Annotated in this window: 18 protein-coding genes; 11 read left to right on the top strand and 7 right to left on the bottom strand. The window is 71.6% G+C overall.

Annotation, left to right across the window (positions count from 1 at the left end):
• Positions 1-28 precede the first annotated feature (28 nt).
• Positions 29-421, bottom strand: coding sequence for a MerR family transcriptional regulator (locus O7629_RS27270; RefSeq protein WP_278172802.1), 393 nt, complete (start codon positions 419-421; stop codon positions 29-31).
• A gap of 58 nt (positions 422-479) precedes the next feature.
• Here O7629_RS27270 and O7629_RS27265 point away from each other — a divergent pair, with 58 nt between their 5' ends.
• Positions 480-1,271 carry an SDR family NAD(P)-dependent oxidoreductase gene (locus O7629_RS27265; protein ID WP_278172800.1) on the top strand — a complete coding sequence of 264 codons (792 nt, stop codon included), beginning with the start codon at positions 480-482 and terminating at the stop codon, positions 1,269-1,271.
• Positions 1,272-1,310: 39 nt separating this feature from the next.
• Here the strand turns inward: O7629_RS27265 and O7629_RS27260 are convergent, their stop codons facing one another.
• The 3 genes from O7629_RS27260 to O7629_RS27250 all read right to left on the bottom strand — a co-directional run bounded on the left by O7629_RS27260 (position 1,311) and on the right by O7629_RS27250 (position 3,720).
• Positions 1,311-1,874, bottom strand: coding sequence for a hypothetical protein (locus tag O7629_RS27260; protein WP_278172798.1), 564 nt, complete (start codon positions 1,872-1,874; stop codon positions 1,311-1,313).
• 242 nt (positions 1,875-2,116) lie between these two features.
• Positions 2,117-2,782: a GNAT family N-acetyltransferase gene (locus O7629_RS27255; RefSeq protein WP_278172796.1), complete on the bottom strand. Its 666-nt coding sequence runs from the start codon at positions 2,780-2,782 to the stop codon at positions 2,117-2,119.
• Positions 2,783-2,916: 134 nt separating this feature from the next.
• Positions 2,917-3,720, bottom strand: a complete 804-nt coding sequence (locus O7629_RS27250; protein WP_278172794.1) for an endonuclease/exonuclease/phosphatase family protein — start codon at positions 3,718-3,720, stop codon at positions 2,917-2,919.
• 82 nt (positions 3,721-3,802) lie between these two features.
• Here O7629_RS27250 and O7629_RS27245 point away from each other — a divergent pair, with 82 nt between their 5' ends.
• The 5 genes from O7629_RS27245 to O7629_RS27225 all read left to right on the top strand — a co-directional run bounded on the left by O7629_RS27245 (position 3,803) and on the right by O7629_RS27225 (position 10,891).
• Positions 3,803-4,297, top strand: a complete 495-nt coding sequence (locus tag O7629_RS27245; protein WP_278172792.1) for a hypothetical protein — start codon at positions 3,803-3,805, stop codon at positions 4,295-4,297.
• Positions 4,298-4,755: 458 nt separating this feature from the next.
• Entirely contained in the window at positions 4,756-6,054 is a 1,299-nt protein-coding gene (locus tag O7629_RS27240) for an MFS transporter (RefSeq protein ID WP_278172791.1), read from the top strand.
• Positions 6,051-7,877: a prolyl oligopeptidase family serine peptidase gene (locus O7629_RS27235; RefSeq protein ID WP_278172789.1), complete on the top strand. Its 1,827-nt coding sequence runs from the start codon at positions 6,051-6,053 to the stop codon at positions 7,875-7,877. The genes O7629_RS27240 and O7629_RS27235 overlap by 4 nt, the downstream gene beginning before the upstream one ends.
• Positions 7,878-8,202: 325 nt before the next feature.
• Positions 8,203-10,155, top strand: a complete 1,953-nt coding sequence (locus tag O7629_RS27230; protein ID WP_278172787.1) for a RiPP maturation radical SAM C-methyltransferase — start codon at positions 8,203-8,205, stop codon at positions 10,153-10,155.
• Between the two features lie 13 nt (positions 10,156-10,168).
• A complete protein-coding gene (locus O7629_RS27225) occupies positions 10,169-10,891 on the top strand; it encodes a DUF5825 family protein (RefSeq protein WP_278172785.1) in 723 nt (240 codons plus the stop codon).
• Here the strand turns inward: O7629_RS27225 and O7629_RS27220 are convergent.
• On the bottom strand, positions 10,815-12,815 hold the full coding sequence (locus tag O7629_RS27220; protein ID WP_278172784.1) for a glycosyltransferase family 2 protein: 2,001 nt from the start codon (positions 12,813-12,815) through the stop codon (positions 10,815-10,817). The genes O7629_RS27225 and O7629_RS27220 overlap by 77 nt on opposite strands.
• Complete coding sequence (locus O7629_RS27215; RefSeq protein WP_278172782.1) at positions 12,812-14,017, bottom strand: glycosyltransferase family 2 protein; 1,206 nt, start codon at positions 14,015-14,017, stop codon at positions 12,812-12,814. The genes O7629_RS27220 and O7629_RS27215 overlap by 4 nt, the downstream gene beginning before the upstream one ends.
• 249 nt (positions 14,018-14,266) lie before the next feature.
• On the opposite strand from O7629_RS27215, the gene O7629_RS27210 reads away from it, so the two are divergent.
• Positions 14,267-14,902, top strand: a complete 636-nt coding sequence (locus O7629_RS27210) for a SigE family RNA polymerase sigma factor (RefSeq protein ID WP_278172780.1) — start codon at positions 14,267-14,269, stop codon at positions 14,900-14,902.
• 48 nt (positions 14,903-14,950) lie between these two features.
• On the opposite strand, the gene O7629_RS27205 is transcribed toward O7629_RS27210, so the two are convergent.
• Positions 14,951-16,531 carry a glycosyltransferase family 2 protein gene (locus tag O7629_RS27205; protein ID WP_278172778.1) on the bottom strand — a complete coding sequence of 527 codons (1,581 nt, stop codon included), beginning with the start codon at positions 16,529-16,531 and terminating at the stop codon, positions 14,951-14,953.
• Positions 16,532-16,682: 151 nt separating this feature from the next.
• On the opposite strand from O7629_RS27205, the gene O7629_RS27200 reads away from it, so the two are divergent.
• The 4 genes from O7629_RS27200 (at position 16,683) to O7629_RS27185 (ending at position 20,496) form a co-directional block, all read left to right on the top strand.
• The gene (locus O7629_RS27200; protein WP_278174699.1) at positions 16,683-17,237 is read left to right on the top strand and encodes a YbaK/EbsC family protein; all 555 of its coding nucleotides are present in this window, start codon (positions 16,683-16,685) and stop codon (positions 17,235-17,237) included.
• A gap of 178 nt (positions 17,238-17,415) precedes the next feature.
• Entirely contained in the window at positions 17,416-18,027 is a 612-nt protein-coding gene (locus tag O7629_RS27195) for a TetR/AcrR family transcriptional regulator (protein WP_278172777.1), read from the top strand.
• An 88-nt stretch (positions 18,028-18,115) separates the two neighbouring features.
• Positions 18,116-19,465, top strand: coding sequence for a biotin carboxylase N-terminal domain-containing protein (locus tag O7629_RS27190; RefSeq protein WP_278172776.1), 1,350 nt, complete (start codon positions 18,116-18,118; stop codon positions 19,463-19,465).
• A 107-nt stretch (positions 19,466-19,572) separates the two neighbouring features.
• Entirely contained in the window at positions 19,573-20,496 is a 924-nt protein-coding gene (locus O7629_RS27185; protein ID WP_278172775.1) for a hydroxymethylglutaryl-CoA lyase, read from the top strand.
• Positions 20,497-20,537: the final 41 nt, after the last annotated feature.

Below are 20,537 nucleotides of genomic sequence, written 5' to 3'. Positions count from 1 at the left end.
GATCGAGGGTGAGGTGTGACGGACTGGATCACGATGCGATCGGGACCCCCGATTCCCGCCGAGTCACGGCGGCCGGAGCGGCGGCGCCGGAGAGGTAGCTTTCCAACATCTGGCGCCGCTGCGCGATCAGTTGTTCCTGGTGGGCCAGCTGGTCACGGACCTGCCGGACCCGGTCGACCAGCCCGGAGCAGTCGCCCGTCGGTCGCTCGCCGCCCACGCAGGGGATGATCTCCCGGATCACCTCCGACGGGAGCCCGGCGCGGTAGAGGTCCTGGATGAAGGCGACCCGGAGCACCGCCTGCTCGTCGTACTCCCGGTATCCGTTGCCGCGCCGCGCGGCGGGCAGCAGACCCTGCTCCTCGTAGTAGCGCAGTGCCCGGGTGCTCACGCCGGTGGCCTTGGCGAGTTCGCCGATGCGCATGCGGGACCCCCATCCGAGCTTGACATTCACGTCAGCGTCAAAGTTTACCGTCGTCCGCATGAGCGAAAACAAGACCACCGCGCTGGTCACCGGGGCCGGCGCCGGGATCGGGGCGGCGATCGCCGCCCGGCTGGCCGGGAAGGGTACGAACCTGGTCCTGGTCGCGCGTGACCAGGAGCGGTTGGACGACACGGCACGGCAGATTCGGGCCTCGTACGGCGTCGACGTGCGCACCGTATCGATGGACCTGTCGCTGCCGGGCGCCCCGGGCGACCTCGCCGGGCGGCTCGGAGAAGCCGGAGTCGCGATCGACATCCTGGTCAACAACGCCGGTATCGCCCTGCCGGGACCGGTCGCGGACACCGATCCCGCCAGGATCCGCACGCTGGTCGACCTGAACGCGGGAGCGGTCGCGGAGATCACCGCGTTGTTCCTGCCCGGCATGCTCACCCGCAGGAGTGGCGCGATCGTCAACATCGCCAGCACCGCCGCGTACTCCCCCGCGCCCAACAACGCGGCGTACGCGGCCTCGAAGGCCTTCGTGCTCTCCTTCACCCAGGCGTTGTGGGCCGAGACGCGGGGAAGTGGGGTACGGGTGGTGGCAGTGAGTCCGGGGGCGACGGAGACACCGATGAACCCCGGCCACTTCCGTGGGAAGCGACAGCCCGAACAGGTGGCCGACACCGTCATGGCCGCGTTGGCCGGCCGGTCGGCGGCCGTGGTCGACGGCTGGCTCTACACCACCCAGACCTTCCTCTTCCAGCGCGTCCTGCCCACCCGGACGACCTCCCGCATCACCGGCGCGTACTTCGCCAAGGCAGCCGAGCGCAGCCGGTTACGAGGGACGTGACCGGCTGTCGGGCCGCGATCCGGTGCGAGGCGCAGCTGGTCAGCTGTTTGCGGAGTAGGCCTGAGCGAGGAGTTGCCCCGCGAGTTCCATGCAGCGCGTCCGAGCGGGAGAGAAGCCGTAGGGCATCTTGGTGGCCGCTTCGAAAGCGCTCATCTGCCGCTCCTCCGTACCTTTGAGGTCGGCGTCGTCGGTCTCGAAGAGCTCCTCCGCGGCCTTGTCCAGCCCTGCTGCCTCGATGGCCCGGTCCAGGGCCAACTGTTGGGCGCATCGCTGTACGGCGAGCTCTTCGACGCGCGCGTCATCAGGCTCGACGCCGTCGTCGAGGGCGGCCTCAGCCGCGTCGAGACGGTCCTGCTCGGCCCGCAGTTCGGGGTGGGTAGCCAGCACGATGAACACGCTGGCCTGGACGGCGGCGCCCAGCGGCCCGAAGATCCGTTCCGTGACCAGCAGGGCTTCCAGGTCCGACGCTCGCAGTACGCCCGGCGGCAGATGGCTGAGCCGGTCCGTGACCAACTCGGAGAGCAACCCCAGCGGGCTGCCCACCTCCTGCATTCGCTGGACAGCCGCGCGCTGCCGTTTGATCTCGGCCTCCTGCGCCGCCAAGGTCTCCTCCAGCCTGGCGGGGAGGCGTGAGGGAGGGAAACATCGCAGACAGGGGCCTTCCGTGTGGTGGTGCCCTCCACCACAGCACATGCCGCTACGGCAGGTGCAACAACACCATCCAGTTGGTCACCGACGGTCGCTCCGCCTTAGCGTTCGATGGGCACGACCTGTCCGCGCTGTTCCGGCACCGGGCGACGCTGACCGACGAACCGGTGCCGACCGTCGCCGTCTGCGGACGGTGATCAGCTGTCAGCGGTGGCGGCGAGGCGCTGACGGTAGGCGCGTAGCTCGTCACCGTCCCGGGTGTGCCAGCACGGCCCGAGCTCCCAGCCGAGCCGTTCGTAGAAGCCGGTTGCTCCGGCCGACCCGACCGGGGTTACCAGCTCGGCCTCTGCCGCCCCGGCGCGCTGGGCATCCTGGACGAACCGTCGGACGAGTTCCGCCCCGATTCCGCTGCCCCGCCACTGCGGTTGCACCGCCACCGCGACCATCACCGCCACCTGTGGATTCTCGGCGATGCCGTCCGACGGGGCCGGCTGGCCCGACCGGCGCTGCGCAATCTGCCGCGCCCAGGGCACGGCCCGGGAGGACAGTTGACGGGCCAATGTGGGGCGTCGGGCCAACGCTCCGGCGCCGGCCGCCGCGAGGGACGCCAGCGCCCGCCGATCGGCGAACAGTGCCGCCATGTGGGCAGCCTGGTCGGTGGTGCCCAGCAGGAACCCGACAACGTCGCCGTCGGGTGTCGTCGGGTCGGTGACCACGTAGCCGACGCCGTGCCGGGAGTCGAGGTAGGTGCGGTGCCAACGGCGGACGAATCCTGCTCCAAGCGACGGAAACAGCCCGACCGGCAGGAACTCCACATGCGTACGGGCCGTGGTCGCGAGATCGGCGTGCTCGGCTGGTCGCACGAGAGCTCCGCTGCTGTCCGACCCCGCCATCAGGGCGCGTGATCGCGTCACAGTGTCGGCGTTGCCCACCATGACCGACGAGTACCCGCCGTCGGGGTGGTCACACCGGGGCGGGACCCTGCCGGCTGAGCAGGTCAGGTCCGCAGGTCGAGAAGCAGGGCGCGGTGGTCGGAGACTTCCGGCTGACGCACGATCTCGAAGCGTTCGACGGCGGCGACGTCGGAGACGAGCAGATAGCTCGCGTGCCGGACCGGCTTCGGATAATGCGACGTACGGGTGTCGCCCGTGCTGACCAGCTCAGTCAGCCCGATACCGCCCAGCACGTCGAACGTCTCGCTGTCGGGCAGCACGTTGAAATCCCCGCACACCACCACCAGATCGTCCGGGTCGCGTACCCGCTGGACCAGTTCGGCCAGCCGTACCGCCTGGGCCCGGCGCGCCGGGGTGTCCGCCTTGCCGGCCGGGTCGCGCAGCCCGTGTACCTGCACCACCCACACCCGCCGGCCGTCGGCGCGGCCGACTGTGCCGACGGCGAGTGCCACACGTGGACGGTCCGCGACGGTCCACTCGGCGTGCTCGACGAACGTCCCGTGCACGAAGGTCGAGTCGACACCGACGACAGGCAGCCACTCGGCGGCCATCGTCGCCAGGCCGAAGTCCTGCCGATGGCGGGCACCCGTCTCGTCGGTCACCGGCCCGGAGTCACTGGTGAGGAAGAACGCCTGATGCCGGGGCAGTACGGCGCGGACGTCGTCGAACAGGTTCGCGCGCTGCGGCAGGGTACGGTCGCCGTCGTCGAACCGGGTCCACCCGGTCAGGCCCGGCGTCCGGGTCACCTCTTGCAGGCAGAGTACGTCCGCCGCGAGGTCGGCCAGCCAGGGCAGCAGCTCATCGGCCAGCGCCCCACCCCAGGCGTTCACACTCACGATCCGCAGCACGACATCTCCGACCTTATGATTACAGGTAGGCCGGGATGAGGCTGGGCCGACGTCCGGGACGCGGGTCGATAGAGTCAGCGGCGTGAACGCGGCGTACCTGGTGGTCCTCGGTGAGCGGGCAGCGATCCGCTGGGTGCTGGAGCAGCAGCGGATGGCGTTCCCGGCGACCCCGCGGGCCGAGGTGGCCGCGTTGGCCGCCGGCGACCGGCTGCTGCTGTACGCGACCCGGGGCGCCTGGCACAACCCGACCCGGGACCGGGGCCGGGTGATCGGTACGGCGACCGCCACCAGCGCGGTCCGTGCCTTCGACGAGCCGGTCGAGATCGCCGGGATGCGGTTCGTCTCCGGCTGCACGTTGGACGTCGACGGGGTGGTGCCGTACCCGGGCGGGGTGGAGTTGCAGCCGCTGGTGCACCAGTTGGCGGCGTTTCCGAAGCCGCATGCGTGGAGCATCTACCTGCGCCGCCCGCTGCTGCGGCTCGCCGCCGCCGACGTCGGGTTGCTGGCCGGCGCGCTCCGGCCGATGCTGGCCGCCCGGCCGGCGGCGTTGTCGACCTACCCGACGCAGCCGAGCTGACACCGCCCACTCGGGCAGCCGCCAGCCAGCGGGCCTCGGCCGACCCGGTCGGGCTGGCTGGGTTCGGGTTGCGCCGCCGGCCAGCCGGCAGCCACCCTTGTCGATCTTGTCGCGACAACAGGGCCGATGCCGGGTTTGCAGCTGACATCGCCTACTTAACGGCAAAGATGACAACGAGTCGTTGTTACGCCCGGGTAGGGCGGTAATAATTCGGCCTGTGGGCATAGCTTCATTTGCGGGACGATTATCCTCAAGTTCGGATTGAACGAGCCGCTGGTTGCTCCTGGGCTAACTTGAAGTATTGACATGCTTGCGCTCCGGTTGGGGCGCTGTTAGCCTTCTGTCCGTGGCCCGGTCAGGGGCCGGTAGGTCGATTTATTTCACCTGAGTTACGCCCGCCAAGACAGTCTCAATCAACCACCCCTTGGGACGTTCATGTCGACGATGTGGCCGAAGTGATGACCGCTGCCTCAACCGCTGATTCAACGCCGACTGATGGAAATCGTAAGAGGGATTTCCGGCTGTACTGGATAGCCGGGGCCGTCGACCAACTCGGGTCGCAGACCTCCGGCATCGTCTTTCCGCTGGTCACCCTCGCGATAACCGGCTCACCGGCCGCCGCCGGTCTGGTGGGCGCGCTGGCCCTGGCCGGTCGACTTGTCGCCGCGCCTGCGGCCGGCGTACTGGCCGACCGGTTGCCCCGCAAACGGATGATGGTGGCGTCACTACTGCTGGCCGCCGCCACGATGGCGGTGCTCTTCGTCGCGGTCGCCAGCGGTACGGCGACCCTGGTGGTGCTCGCTGCCGCCGCCTTCGTCGAAGGGCTCGCCCAGAGCGGCTACGAGGCGGCCGGCGCGGGCTCGATTCGCCGGGTGCTACCGGCCGACGACAAGAAGGCGCTGTCCCGGCTGGAGGCGCGCAATCACGCCGTACAGATCGTCGGTCCGGTTTTCGGCGGCGCACTCTACCAGATAAGCCGGTGGGTGCCATTCCTGGTGGACGCCGTGTCATATGTGGTGTCCGCATTCCTGGTCAGCGCGATCCGCACCGATCTCACCCCGGATCGTGCCGAACGCACGTCGTTCCTCACCGATCTGCGGGACGGCCTGCGCTTCGTGTGGCGCCAGCCGTTTCTACGATTCGTGACCATCTGGGCTGCCGGGATCAATTTTACCTTCGGCGCACTCATCTACTACGCGATTCTGACTGCGGGGCAGCAGGGCGCGGCCGCGTCGTCGATCGGCCTGGTGCTGACCGTGGCCAGCGTCGGCGGGCTGACCGGCGCGTTGTTGGCGCCCGCCGTGTTCAGCCGGGTCCGGCCGATGACCGTCATCGTCGTCGCCTCCTGGGCGATGGTCGCCCTGGTCGCGGCCATGTCGCAGGCCCGGCAGACCTGGACGTACGGCCTGCTCTTCGGCCTGGTCTTCCTGCTCAGCCCGTTGCTCGGGGTCATCTTCCAGTCGCGGGTCATCGCGTTGACGCCGGACGAGCTACAGGGTCGGGTCGGCACCGTGATGGGCACCGCCGGCGAGGTGCTGCAGACCCCGGCGCCGCTGCTCGCCGGCCTGCTCGTCGCCTGGTACAGCCCGACCGCGGTCGCGTTGATCTTCGCCGCCGCACTGGCCGGGCTGGCCGTCTACACGACTGTCAACCTGCGCCAACTGCGCGCCGGGGCGGAGGACCCACCAGACGACGCGACGCCGACCGAACCCGACGCGGCGACGACCGAACCCGTGGCAGAGGAGGCACGCCGATGAGCCGTGAATACCGACTGTTCTATCCGGCACTTCCGGTGGTCGCCGAGCACGCGCCGCACCGGGTGGTCTACGTCGGCGACGCCGACGGTCGATGCCAGATCCTGGCTTGGGACCGCCGGACCGACACGGTCACCCAGCTCACCGACCGGGCGACCGGAACGATCCGGGCCGCATTGGACCCGGACGGCGAGACGGTGTGGTGGTTCGACGACGACCTCGCCGGGGTGGGCGTCTGGCGTACCCGCGACTTCCCGAACAGCGCCACCGACCAGGCCACCTCGCCGGTCTCGGCTCCGGCGCTGCCCGGGGTGACGCCGGCGCGGCACGCCGGGATCGCGATGGCCGACGACGGAACCGCCCTGGTCGGGCTCGCCGACGACGACGGCCTGACCCTGCACCGGCGCGACCCGCACGGGCGGATCACCGAGGTCACCCGGACCGCCGGGTACGCGTACCTGGTCGACCTGGACCCGACCGGTGAGCTGGCGGCGGTCGGCACCGACCCGGCCGCCGCGGACGCCGTGACCGTCGTCGGCCGCGACGGGACCACCGTCGGAGTGGTGTCCGGCCGGCCGGATCGGCGGGTCTGGGCGCTCGGCTTCGCCCCCGACGGCGGCGAACCCCGGCTGCTGCTCGTGCTGGAGCAGGACGACCGGTACTTCCCGGCGACCTGGACCCGGGCCGACGGACTGCAGCCGCACAGCTGGTGCTGGTTCGACACCGAGATCACCGCGAGCTGGTATCCGGACGGCCGGCGGATCCTGATTCGTCAGGACCGGCACGCCCATACGATCCTGCACGAGGCCGACCTGACGGTGCGGGCCAGCGCGGTGCTGCCGACCCCGCCGGGCAGTGTGCTGGACGCGGCGGTCTGGCCGGACGGCGACGTCGTCTACATCTGGACCGACTCGTTGACCCCGCCGCAGCTACGGTCGGGCCGCGACGTACGGCTGCCGGACAGTGGCGCCGGTCCGGACCCGGCGGCGTCCGCCACGGTCGACGACTACCAGCGGCAGGAGCTGTGGGTGCCGGGGCCGGGCGGGCCGATCCACGTGCTGCTGACCACACCGAACGACGACCGGCGTACCCGTCCCGCCGTGTTCCTGGTCCACGGCGGACCGTCACAGCACGCGCGGGACGCGTACGACCCGCTGGTGGAGATCCTGGCCAGCACCGGCTGCGCGGTGGTGCGTGCCAACTACCGGGGGTCCAGCGGCTACGGCTCCGCCTGGCGTAACGACTTCAGCTCCGGCGTCGGGCTGACCCAGGTCGCCGATCTGGCGGCGGTCCGCGAGCATCTGGTGACCGAAGGTCTGATCGAGGCGGGACGGGTCGCCCTGTGGGGCACCTCGTGGGGTGGCTATCTGACCCTGCTCGCCCTCGGGGTGCAGCCCCGGCTGTGGCGTCTCGGGGTGGCGATCAGCCCGATCGCCGACTACGCCGCCGCGTTCCATGCCGCGTCCCCGGCGGTCCAGGCGCTCGACGTGATGCTGTTCGGCGGCACCCCGGAGCAGGTTCCCGAGGCGTACGCCCGGTCGTCGCCGGCCAGCTACGTCGACCAGGTGACCGCGCCGGTGCTGCTCGCCGTCTCCAGCGACGACGTGCGTTGCCCGCCGGCCCCGGTGGAGCGGTACGCCGGCCTGCTGGCCGCCCGCCGCGTTCCGCATCAGCTGGTTCGCCGCCGGGCCGGGCACGACGACTTCGACGCCCGCAGCCATCTGTCGCTGATGCAGACCGTGCTGCTGTTCATGCAGCGGCACTTCGACGGCGTGCAGGAGGAGGGTACGGCGGTCGCGCTCGCGATGGCGCGGCCAGTGGCCTGACCCTGTTCCCCGCACGTTGGCAGGTTCGGTCCGATCGGGAGAGGAGGTGAACGGCATGCGGAAGAACGTTGTCGAGAACGACCCGATCAACGGCAACCGCGACCAGCTTCGCAGCGCGAACATCACGGTCACGGTATCGGTCAAGATCAAGTTCTGATCTGGGTCGTACGGGGTGGAGGCGGGCGGGTCGCGCCCTGGCCGGCATCGCCTGACCGCCTCCATCCCATCGGCGCCGACCTCACCATCCCACCGGGAATCCTGTCCACCTCCGACACCCGCGCTGACCGGGATCGTCGGTCGCGGCTCGCATAGAAGGGAAGGGCACATGCGGATCCTGCTGGTCAACATGCCGTGGTCATCGATCGATGTCCCGTCGCTGGCACTGGGCATCCTCACCAACAGCGTCCGCCAGAAAATGCCGGACGCCGAGGTCGAAGTGATGCACGCCAACCTCGATTTCGTCGACTGGGTGGTCGATCGGCGCGAGTTCGGCCTCGGTGACTACTACTACTATTCGCTGTTCACCTACTTCTCCGGCTGCGGTGACTGGGTCTTCTCCTCCGCCCTCTACGACGACCCTGAGTGGCGGGTCAGCGAGTTCAGCAGCCGGGTGCAGGGCCAGATGTCCGAGCGGGACCTGAGCCGCAACGTGGACCTGCACCGGTCCGCGCCGGAGTTCATCGACGAGATCGCCGCCCGAATCGTCGACCGGGCACCCGACCTCGTCGGATTCACCTCGACGTTCCAGCAGAACACCGCAGCGCTGGCGACCGCCCGGGCGGTGAAGAAACTCGACCCCCGGATCCGTACCGCCCTCGGTGGGGCGAACTGCGACGGCGAGCAGGGCGCGGCGCTGCACCGCAACTTCTCCTTCATCGACTTCGTGGTACGCGGCGAAGGCGAGGCCGCGTTCCCCCAGCTGCTCGCCGCACTGGCGGCCGCACCGGCGGACGACCACGCCGACTTCTCCAGCATCGAGGGCCTGTGCTGGGCCACCCCGGACGGCCGGCACGTGGCCAACCCGATGAGCACCGCACCGCTGCCGCCAGCGGAGATCGTCAGCCCGGACTACACCGGCTACTTCGAGCGCCTGGCCCGCTCCAAGGCGAACCACTGGGTCGAGCCCCGACTGGTGGTGGAAGGCGCCCGCGGCTGCTGGTGGGGCGAGAAGCACCACTGCACCTTCTGCGGGCTCAACGGCTCGTTCATGCAGTTCCGCAGCAAGCATCCCGGCCGGTTCTACGACGAGATCATCGGGCTGGTCGAGCGCCATCAGGTGCTGGACATGTTCGTCGTCGACAACATCCTCGACATGAGCTACGTCAACTCGCTGCTGCCCCGGCTGGCCGAATCCGACTACGACCTGCGGCTGCAGTACGAGATCAAGTCGAACATGCGTGGTCCGCAGGTGCAGGCCCTGGCCGACGCCGGCCTGGTCAGCGTCCAGCCGGGCATCGAGAACCTGAACAGCCGGGTCCTGAAGATCATGGACAAGGGGGTGACCGGCTGCCTCAACGTGCGGATGCTGCGCGATGCGGAGACCAGCGGCATCACCATCGCCTGGAACTACCTGTACGGCTTCCCCGGCGAGTCCGACGCCGACTACCAGTCGATCATCGACCAGATGCCGGCCCTGCACCACCTCTGCCCACCCGACGGCAGCACCCGGATCGCCATCGAACGGTTCAGCCCGTACTTCGTCAAGCCGGAACTCGGCTTCACCGACCTGCGGCCGGCCGCCCAGTACCGGCTCATCTACGACCTGCCCGAGTCGGAGCTGATGGACCTGGCGTACATCTTCGACACCCCGACCCAGGGCATCGACGAGGACCTCGCCGAAACCCTCGACCGGGCCGTCACCGGCTGGCAGCACGAGTACGCCCGCAGCCGGCTGACCCACCACGACCTCGGCACCGAGATCGTGCTGGTCAGCGAACGGCGGCAGTTCGACTGGCATGTGCTGCGGTTGACGGATCCGACCGAGATCGCCGCCTTCCGGCAGCTTGACCAGCCGCACAGCGTCGCCTCACTGGCCCGGCGGATCTCCGCGTCGGAGGAGGCGGTGGCCACGCTGCTCGCCCGTTGGAGTGACCTCGGCCTGCTGTTCAGCGACGCCGACCAGTTCATCCAGATCGCACCGCAGGCGATGAACCAGGACCTGCTCCGGATCGACCACCTGCACCAGGAGCGGGCCGCCGCGCAGGCGGAAGCCGCGTCGGCGGACCCGGCCACGTCCGCCGGGCACCCCGCGTCCGAGCCCGCGCTCACCGCCGTCTGACAGGAGCACCGCGTTGATCAGCACCGACATCGAGGCGCCGCCGACCGGGCCGGTCGTGGTCCGGCTGCACCGGGACCACGATCCGGCGGTCGCCGACATTCCCGGCATCGACCTGGGCACGGCCGAGTTCACCGGGTCCGCCGCCGACACCGTCGCGGACTGGCTCGACCGGGGGGTACGCAAGGTGGCGCTGCCCGGCACCGTCGACCTCACCGCCGCCGACTCGGTGGCGGCGGCCGATGCGGTCCGCCGGCTCGTCCTGGTCCGCGAGTTGACCAGCTACGCGATCGAGGTGGACTGGTCGATACGGCTGCCGGGCGGCGACGGAGACCTGTGGCGGGTGTACGGGCATCTGCGTCCGCCGGCGACGGTCGAGATCGCCGGCGCGGCGGGCGCCGCTGACGCCGCCGGCTCCGACCCTGATTCCGACCCGGGGACGGTGGCCGCTGCCGCCTGGCGGGACGCGTTCTACTTCGACAAGTGCACCTACCGGCGTGGCCCTGGGTTCGTCCAGGTCCGGGACCGGCGGGCCGGTCGGCTCAACCTGCTGACCATCGACGACCCGGCGTACCTGGCGGTGCTGGAGCAGCTGCTCGATGGTGCCGGGATGACCACTGTCGACCTGGACATCGCCCGCGAGTTCGGCGAGGAGGGTCTGGTCACGAAGGTGGGCGACCAACTGGTCTGGTTGCCGCACCGGCTGCGCCGCTGGCCGCTTCCGTCGATGGTGGTGTGACCTCGTCGCCCATCGCCTCCGGTGGGACGCCGGTCCAGCGGGAGTACGCGCTGTCCACGAAGTACGCCTCGCCCGGATCCCAGGTGTGTCCGGTGGGCCGCCGGTGGTAGAGATAGCCGAGCGGATGGGTGCGGTAGACGGTGGCGCCCTCCGCCCGGAGCCGCTCGATCAGCCCGAGGTCGACCGAGCGGGGCACCGGGCGCCAGCCGCCGACGGCCTCCAGATCGCTCTTGGCGAGCAGCATCGTGCCACCGGCGACCACTCCGCCGTACGCCTCCGGGATGCCGGACCGTCGACGGAGGGTGACGCCCTGATCGTCCAGGTGGACGAACTCGGCACCCTTGCCGACCAGGGTGGCCCCGGAGTAGTGCCGGGCCAGCACCAGGTCCCAGACGTGTTCGACGCCGTAGCTGTCGTCGTCGTCGAACTTGGTGATCAGGGTGCCGCGGGCGCGCCGGGTGGCCGCTGCGAGCCCGGCGCCGAAGTCGACCGACTCCGGCAGGTGCAGCACCTCGAACGGGCGGCCCGCGTCGGACAACGCCCGGCGGGCCGACTCCGGCAACTCGATGCCGTGCAGGCCCAGGATGATCTCCATCTCCGGATAGGTCTGCGCGATGATCGCGGCCAGCGCGGTGGTGACCAGCTCCGGCCGCCGGGTGATCAGGACCGCGCTGACCGACGGCGGCCGACCGAGTGCCGGCAGCCCGCCGTCGGCGAGGCCGGGCAGCCGCAGCCCTGCGGCATGGCCGCGCATCGCGGCCCGGCGCTGCCGTACGCTGCGCGCCTCGACAGCCAACGACCCGTCCGGCCCGGCTGACCCGTCTGACCTGTCTGACCCGTCCGGCCCGGCTGATCCGGGCGGCTGTCCGGTGACGAGCACGCGTAGCTGCGGGTCGAGTAGGTCGGCCACGGCCGGCGGCAGGATCGGGGCGTGCACGAGTACCCCGGTCGCGGCGAGCTGGACCAGCAGCCCGGCGGTCTGCTCGGGGTGTTCACCGGGCACCAGCCGACAGTGCACCGCGCGGACCTGCCGCAGCGCGGCCAGCGCCGCCGCGTCCAGCCCGGGGCCGGTCAGTGACCCGTATCGGGTTGATCCGCTGGTCGGTCCGCGGAACCTGGCCCCGGACCGGTCGGCGCGGGCGAACTCCAGGGAGATCTCTGCCGCCTCCGGCCGGTACGCGGCAGCCAGCCGGCCCCGCGGGTTGATCCGTTCGGCGTCGATCAGGACGAGCCGCTCGCCAGCGGGCGTGGTGACCGCATGCCCGGTGCCGGCCAACCGGACACCGTACGCAGCGCTGCGCTCGCCCTGCGGGCCGGTGGCATCCCGGCCGGGATCCTGCGGGCCGGTGGCATCCCGGCCGTCCAGCACCAGGTCGTGGGCGCGGATCTCGTCGCGCTCCGGCAGCGGTCCGGCGGTCAGCACGGTCGCCCCCGCCGGCAGGTACGCCGGCGGGGCACCAACGGCGGTGACGTCGGCGGTGCCGGGGGACGGCATCGGCCGAGACCCGTCCAACGCGCGCAGCGCTGCCCGTACCGCTGACCGCAGCGGCACCGGGGCGGCGAGCGCCAGCCGGACGGTGGCCGCGCCTCGGCGCAGCCTGGGCAGCCCGACCCGGTGCCGACGCAGCTGCGGCAACGTGCCGACGCTGCCGGACCAGCCAAGCCCCGGGTACCGCCACCAGACGACGACCACGGTGGCAGCGCGTACCGGCTGACCGGCCGACGGGTGGTGGGGCAGGTCGCGTAGCCGGTCCACGGTGCCGGCGATCACCAACGCGCGCCGGATACCGGGTATCCGCAGCACCCGCAACCCCACCGCGCGGCCGAGCCGTTCGGCGGGGTGGGGTGCCGGTAGTCCGGTGAGGCGCCAGGTGATCCGGCTGCCGGCCGGCGCGGAGGCGTCGGAGCCGGCGTCGCGCCTCACCTGATCGCCCCCTCCTCGGCTTCGTCGTCGACCGCACCACCTCGGGCGGGTACGGTGCCGGGCCGCGCCGCCGTTGGCGGCGGTGTCCGACCGGCTGTGGTCGGCCGCCCACCGGCTCCGGCAGCTTCACCGGCCCCAGCAGCTCCACCGGCTCCAGCGGCTCGACTGGCTCTGCTGGCCCGACTGGTCCGGTCGGCCCGGCCGGGCACCCGTTTGCGCAGTGACCAGACGGCCATCAGCGTCTGGTAGAGAGAATAGGCGTTCGCCCCGACGAGGCGGTGCTTGACCGTCTCGTTGCCGTTGCCCGGCACCGGGTACCCGCCGGCCGGCCGATGCCGGCGGTAGAGCTCGCAGGTGCGCCGGAAGTAGCGCCGCCGGTGGGACCTGGGGACCCGGTGCGGGTGCCCGAGTACCTGCAGGCAGTGCCAGATCATCCGACCGAAGATCAGCGGGCGCAGGGCGGCGGCCCGGCCCGGGTGGGCGTCGAGGTAGGTGAAGACCCGCTGCCACTGGTCGAAGACCTCGAAGTGCCGGTCGCTGACCGTCCGGGTGATCGCGCCGTCGTCATGCTGCCGGTACGCGTAGCAGTCGCGATCCAGCACGGCGATCCGGTCCATGGCGACCAGCAGCGGGATCACGAACGAGACGTCTTCGTACCAGCCGGACTGGAAGGTGATCCCGGTGTCGATCAACCGGTCCCGCTTGATGACCTTGTTGCAGGCGATCCACAGCACGTCGAGCAGCCCTGGCTCGTCGGCGAAGCGGAAGACCTCCGGAAGTTGGCGGCCCGGGGCGATGCCGGTGACCGGATGTTCCTCGGCCCGGCCGTCGGGATAGACCCGGGAGTACCCGGTGATCAAGATGTCCGGGTCGGTGTGGTCGAGCCGGTCGGCGACCGCGTTCAGCGAGCCGTCCGGCAACCAGTCGTCGCTGTCCACACACCATACGTAGCGACCGCTGGCGTGGGCGATACCCGCGTTGCGGGCGGCGCCCAGCCCGCTGTTGCGGTCCAGGGTGACCACGGTGATCTCGGGGTGTCGCTGTGCGTAGCTGGCCAGAATGGCGCTGGACCCGTCATCGGAGGCGTCGTCCACCGCCACGATCTCCACGTCCGCCCGACGCTGCGCCAGGACCGAGTCGAGGCACGCTGCGAGGTACTTCTCGACCCGGAACACCGGGATGATCAAGCTCAGCAGTGCCATCGGTGCAGCGCGCCTTCCACGTACGTCGGTGCGTCGGTCCGGCGGCGGGGGTCAACCGTCGGTCCGACATCGTCCGTCGGGTAGGGGAAGGGGGCCCTGGCAAAAGGCTAACAGCTGGTGACCAGTTGGCGAACGTCCGGGACTTTCCCGCCCATGTCACCGATCGCCGCCCACGCGACGTCTATCACAGCAGGGGTCGGACACCGGCAGGTCCACACCGGGGAGGGTGCCCAGGCATGGGAGTGCAGTGTGTACGGCGGGGCTGAGATCATCCTGCCCGGGCATGTGGTGGGCAAGCCGCGACCCGCCGTCGACCAGGCGGTATCCGCGTCCACGGCCCTGGACGGATCGAGGGCGGCGGACCGGGCTCCGTCCGGGGCGGTGGAGGAGGAGTTCGTCGCGTTCGCCTCGGCTGCGGCGCCACGGTTGCGCCGCACCGCCTACCTGATGTGCCGCGACTGGCATCTGGCCCAGGATTTCACCCAGACGGCACTGGCCAAGATGTACGCCGCGTGGCAGCGGGTGTCCCGGTTCGACAATCTGGAGGCGTACAGCCGCAAGGTGCTGTTACGGGTGGTGCTCGACCACCGCCGCCGGCTGAGCGCGCGGGAACTGCCGATCGCCAGCCCTCGTGAGGACGGGGATCCGGCCCGATCCGCCCGGCCCGATCTGCGAATCACCATGATCGACGCGCTCGGCTGTCTGCCGCCCCGCGACCGGGCGATCGTGGTGCTGCGCTACTGGGAGGACCAGAGCGTCGAGACCGTCGCCGAGACGCTCGGCGTCTCGGTGTCGGTGGTCAAGACCCAGAGCCGGCGTTCCCTGTCGCGGCTGCGGGAACTGCTCGGCGACAGCCGCGCCGACCTGCTGGCCGAGGATCCCTGACCGGCCGCCGGCCAGTCGACGCCAGTCGACCTCAGTGATCGGTCGGTATCAGCGGGCGGCTAGGCGGCGCAGCCGTTGCCGGCCCTGGCGGGCCACTCGGACCCCGCGCCGCGCCGCGCGGCCGGCCTGGTAGCGGGCCATCCGGCTCCACCTTGCCGGTGTCGCGGCGGCGGTGACCAGCGGGTCCGAGACCACCAGACGCAGCCCACGGCGGCCGGGTGCGACCCACACGGCACGCCCCCGGGCGGTCAGCGTCGCCCGGGTGCCGGGCGCGCCCGGTGCCGGCGGGAGCACCAGTTCGGCGCCGCCGTCGCGGGCGACGATCCGCAGCGCGTACCGGCCGCGGGGCAGCGCGGCCAGCGGTACGTCGACCCGCCAACGGAGCTGGCCGCCGCTGCCGTCGGCCACGGTCAGCGGCAGCCGCAACCGGGTGTCGCCGATCTCCAGTACCAGGTCGTCCCGCTGGTCGCCGGGGGCGCCGCCGGGGCCGGGCAGGCCGCACCACCCGGTCAACCGGACCACCTCGTCGCCGGCCGGGCCCCTGCGGCGGACGCTGTGCACACCGACGGTCGGCGCGGGTACCCGCAGCAGGTCCCGGTAGCGGTCCCAGCGCGGATGGTCGAGGTAGAGCTGCCCGCCGCGGAGCCGGACCGGGCCGGTGTGCCGGGGCTGGCGTACTCCGTCCGGGTCCTGCTCGTAGAGGGCGACCGCGCGGAGCCCGGCGTGCGGGTTGCGGCTGAACTCGGCGGCGACCGGCACCGGTACGTCGGCCAGCAGCGCCGCCATCCGGCGGGTGAAATCGGCCAGCTGCCCGTCGTCGAGGGCCTCGGCGGCCCGCCCGGCGTAGTGCAGCTGCATGTACGCGACCCACCGTCCGATCGCCCCGGCCACCTCGGGCGCGACGTCGGAGCTACCGGCGACCAGCCGCTCGATGATGTTCAGATGCTGCATGATCTTCGCCGGCCGGAACCGGCCTTCCATGATCGACGAGCCGTTGCCGCGCTGCCGGTAGAGGTAGACCAGTCGTGGGCTGAGCGCGGTCAGCGGGGAGCGGACCAGCAACGGGACGGTGAACAGGACGTCCTCGAACGCGCTGCCCTCGGTGAACTCGGCCCCGACCTGGTCGACCAGGTCGCGGGCGAACACCTTGTTGCAGGCCGACGGGTTGCCGATCAGCAGCGGGGCCTCGGCGACGGACCCGATGGTGCGGGCCGGGCCGACGATCTCCGCCCGCCAGGGCGGGCTGGGCCGGGGTGGGAAGCCGTGCATGTCGCCGACCGCCACCGGCGCCCCGGCCCGCTCGGCGATGTCGACCAGGTGGTCCAGCCCGCCGTCGGGGTAGAGGTCGTCGGAGTCCAGGAAACCCAGCAAGTTGCCGGTGGCCAGGCGTACCCCGTGGTTGCGGGCGGCACCGAGACCGGCGTTGTCCTGCCGGACGTAGCGGACCCCCGGCGCCCGCCGGGCGTAGTCGCGGGCGATCTCGCTCGACGCGTCGGTGGAGCCGTCGTCGACGACGACGACCTCGATCTCGGTCCTTCGTGGCTGACGGTCGATCGACGCCAGAGCCGCGCCGAGCCAGGCCTCGGTGTTGTAGACGGGTACGACGACGCTCGCCCTCGGGGCAGCCACGATCACCTCTCGGCGGGTTGTCCGGCGGTGCCGCGCCGCTCCCGGCAGCGGGCCGGGTACGCGGTGGCGGCGGCGGTCAATCTACCGCGCCCGGGTGGCCGGTGCCCCTCGGCACGGCTCGCTAACCGCCGGGTGCATGATGGCGCACGTGCTGGGGAAACTGCAGACCGAACCGGTCCGGAGCCGACTCGACCTGGTGGCCGCGCCGGTGGCCGCCGCCGTCGAGCTGTGGTCGGCCGAGGTGCCGGTCGACGTGGATGACGTGTCGGTGGCGCCGATCGATCCCGAACTCGCCGACACGGCAGCCTTCTGCGCCGCGTACGGGGTCGCGCTCGACGAGTCGGCCAACTGCGTGGTGATCGCCGGCAAGCGGGGCGGTGTCGTCCGGTACGCCGCCTGCATGGTGCTGGCCACCACCCGGGCGGACGTCAACGGGACGGTCCGCCGGCTGCTCGACGCCCGTAAGGCGAGCTTCGCCCCGATGGCCGACGCGGTGCAGACGACCGGGATGGAGTACGGCGGGATCACCCCGATCGGGCTGCCGCCGGAGTGGCCCATCCTGGTCGACGCGCGGGTGGTGGCGGTGCCGCACGTGGTGATCGGTTCCGGGGTGCGGGGCAGCAAGATCGTGCTTCCCGGTCCGGCGCTGGGGGTACTGCCCAACGCGCGGGTCGTCGACGGGCTCGCGGTCCCAGCCGGCACCTGACGGGCTCGCGGTCCCAGCCGGCACCTGACAGGGCTCCGCCGGGGGTGAGACTCGGCGTCGGTGACGGTACGGTGATCGGCGGGCGTCGGGTCAGCGTGGACACCGGTGAATCAGTCGACGGCATTCCGGTGACTGAACGGTCGTTCAATTCGGCTCGACACACGGTTAGGCTGGCCAGGTGACGGTAGATCAGCAGGCGGCAACGACGGACGGGGCGGAGCCGGGCGCGCCACGGCGACGCTCACGTCGCGACGAGATTCTCCAGATCGCGGTCGGGCTCTTCGCGGCCCGCGGCTACCACGGCGTGTCGATGGACGACATCGGTGCCGCCGCAGGGGTCACCGGTCCCGCTCTTTACCACCACTTCGCCGGCAAGGAGGCGATGCTCGCCGCCGCGCTCATCCCGGTGAGCGAGGAGCTGCTCGACGGCGGCCGCGCCCGGGTCGCGGCGCGGCCCGGTGACGCCACCGCCGCGCTCGCCTCGCTGATCGAGTTCCACGTCGAGTTCGCCTTGGCCAACCCGGCGGTCATCGCCCTGCACCTGCACGAGCTCGACCGGTTGCCGGAGGAGCCGCGTCGGCGGATTCGGCGGCTGCAGCGGCTCTACGTCGAGGAGTGGGTGGCGGTGCTCACCGCGCTGCGCCACGATCTCGACGCGGCCGAGGCCCGGGTGCTGGCGCACGCCGCGTTCGGCCTGATGAACTCCACCCCCTTCCTCGGCGGCGAGGTCGACCGGGAACGACGGGCCGCCCTGCTGCGAGCCGCCACCCTCGCCGCCCTGCACGGCTGAGCAGCAAACCGGGCCCATCCCCGCGCCCGGCAGCGGGCGCCGCACCCTCCGCGCCCGGCAGCGGGCGCCGCACCCCGCGAGGAGAGGCATGATCGAGTCGTTGCTGGTGGCCAACCGGGGCGAGATCGCCCGGCGGATCATCCGTACCGCCCGACGGTTGGGGGTCCGGACCGTCGCCGTGCACTCCGAGGCCGACGCCGGGCTGCCCTTCGTCACCGAGGCCGACCAGGCGATCTGCGTCGGACCCGCGCAGCCGGCGCAGAGCTACCGCGACACCGAGGCGATCCTGGCCGCCGCCAAGAGCAGTGGCGCGCAGGCGATCCACCCTGGCTACGGGTTCCTGTCGGAGAACGCCGACTTCGCTCGCGCGGTCGAGTCCGCCGGCCTGATCTGGGTCGGGCCCGGTGGTGACGCGATCGAGGCGATGGGCGACAAGATCAACGCGCGGAACCTGATGTCCGCCGCCGGGGTACCGGTGGCCGCCGGCACCACCGAGCCCGCCGAGACCGTCGACGCCGCACTCGACGCCGCCGCGACCATCGGCTACCCGGTTATGGTCAAGGCCGCCGCCGGCGGCGGCGGGATGGGCATGGGCGTCGCGGCCGACGACGCCGCGCTGCGGACCGAGTACGACAAGGTCCGGGCGTTCGCCGCGCGCATGTTCGGCGACGGGTCGGTGCTGATCGAGCGCTACTTCCCCCGGGTACGCCACGTCGAGGTGCAGATCCTCGGCTGGCGTACGGCCGACGGCACCGACCGGGTCGTCGCCCTTGGTGAGCGGGAGTGTTCGGTGCAGCGGCGCAACCAGAAACTCGCCGAGGAGTCGCCGTCGCCAGCGGTGACCGACGAGATCCGGGCCGGGTTGCTCGCCGCCGCCGTACGGGCCGGGGAGGCGGTCGGCTACCGCAACGCCGGCACGGTCGAGTGTCTGCTCGACCCGACCACCGGCGAGTTCTTCTTCCTGGAGATGAACACCCGGCTGCAGGTCGAGCACCCGGTCACCGAGCTGGTCTACGGCGTCGACCTGGTCGAGGAGCAGCTGCGGGTGGCCGCCGGGCTGGAACCGACGTTCGACCCGGCCGCCCTCGCGCCGCGCGGGCACGCGATCGAGCTGCGGATCAACGCCGAGGACCCGAAACGCTTCCTGCCCGGACCGGGCGCGATCACCGCCTGGTCGGAGCCGACCGGCGACGGGGTCCGGGTCGATTCCGGGTACGCCGCCGGCACCACCGTCACGCCGTTCTACGACTCGTTGATGGCCAAGCTGATCGTTTCCGGCACCGACCGGGCCGAGGCGATCGCCCGGGCCCGGGCCGCGGTCGCCGCCTTCGAGGTGGCCGGGCCGAAGTGCAACCTGCCGTTCTTCGCCGAGCTGCTGGAGCACCAGGAGTTCGTCTCCGGCGACTACGACACCGGCATCGTCGGCCGGATGCGGTGAGGTCAGGCCGGCCATCGTCCGGCACCGACGCCGTCCGGCGCGCAACGCTGCGGTGACCTTCGTCGGATCCCATTGAGTGGACGGCACGGGCGCGGGATGCTGGACGGATGGCAGCGACGCCCCTTCCCGAGTCCGTGTCGATCCGCGAGGTCGGGCCGCGTGACGGCCTGCAGAACGAGCAGCCGATCCCGACCGAGGGCAAGGTCCGCCTGCTGGACGCGTTGTCCGGCACCGGCGTACGCCGGATCGAGGCGGTCTCGTTCGTCCATCCGAAAGCGATCCCGCAGATGGCCGACGCCGACGAGGTGTGGCAGCGGGCCCGGCGGGTGCCCGGGGTGCGCTACTCGGCGCTGGTGCCGAACCTGCGGGGTGCCCGTCGGGCACTCGACGCCGGCTTCTCCGAGATCGAAGTGGTGGTGTCGGCCAGCGACACGCACAACCGGCGCAACGTCAACCGGTCCACCGCCGAGTCGCTGGACGACATCGCCGAGCTGATTCCGCTGCTGCACGCCGCCGGGGCGCACGTCGAGGTGATCGTGGCGACCAGCTTCGGCTGCCCGTACGAAGGGGACGTCGACCCACACCGGGTCGCTGACATCGTCGACCGGGTGGTGGCCGACGGCGCGGACCGGGTGGCGTTCGGCGACACCACCGGGATGGCCACCCCACGCCGGGTCCGCGAGCTGGTCACGGCGGTGCGCGACCGGCAGGCGGCGGTACCGGTGCTGCTGCATTTCCACGACACCCGGGGTACGGCGTTGGCGAACCTGCTGGCCGCGCTGGAGCTGGGGGTCACCGAGTTCGACGCCAGCGTCGGCGGCCTGGGTGGCTGCCCGTACGCGCCCGGGGCCAGCGGCAACGTGGCCACCGAGGAGGTGGTGCACATGTTGCACGACATGGGCGTCGAGACTGGGATCGACCTGGATGCCCTGCTGGCCGCCGCCGAGTTGGCCGAGGAGCTGGTCGGCCGGCAACTTCCGTCCGGGGTGCTGCGCGCCGGCCCCCGTACCCGGCTCACCCCGACCAGCTGACCCGCCGGCGGGGGGTCGCGAGGGCGACCGCCGTACGGTAG

This window comes from Solwaraspora sp. WMMD792 (genome assembly GCF_029626105.1).
Taxonomy (GTDB): domain Bacteria; phylum Actinomycetota; class Actinomycetes; order Mycobacteriales; family Micromonosporaceae; genus Micromonospora_E.
This window is presented reverse-complemented; position numbering and strand designations above follow the sequence as displayed.

Bases quoted from the DNA above. Each gene is read 5' to 3' on its own strand.
- O7629_RS27270 (WP_278172802.1), bottom strand. From the start codon at position 421: ATGCGCATCGGCGAACTCGCCAAGGCCACCGGCGTGAGCACCCGGGCA.
- O7629_RS27185 (WP_278172775.1), top strand. From the start codon at position 19,573: ATGGCAGCGACGCCCCTTCCCGAGTCCGTGTCGATCCGCGAGGTCGGG.
- O7629_RS27215 (WP_278172782.1), bottom strand. From the start codon at position 14,017: ATGGCACTGCTGAGCTTGATCATCCCGGTGTTCCGGGTCGAGAAGTAC.
- O7629_RS27190 (WP_278172776.1), top strand. From the start codon at position 18,116: ATGATCGAGTCGTTGCTGGTGGCCAACCGGGGCGAGATCGCCCGGCGG.
- O7629_RS27230 (WP_278172787.1), top strand. From the start codon at position 8,203: ATGCGGATCCTGCTGGTCAACATGCCGTGGTCATCGATCGATGTCCCG.
- O7629_RS27240 (WP_278172791.1), top strand. From the start codon at position 4,756: ATGACCGCTGCCTCAACCGCTGATTCAACGCCGACTGATGGAAATCGT.
- O7629_RS27235 (WP_278172789.1), top strand. From the start codon at position 6,051: ATGAGCCGTGAATACCGACTGTTCTATCCGGCACTTCCGGTGGTCGCC.
- O7629_RS27265 (WP_278172800.1), top strand. From the start codon at position 480: ATGAGCGAAAACAAGACCACCGCGCTGGTCACCGGGGCCGGCGCCGGG.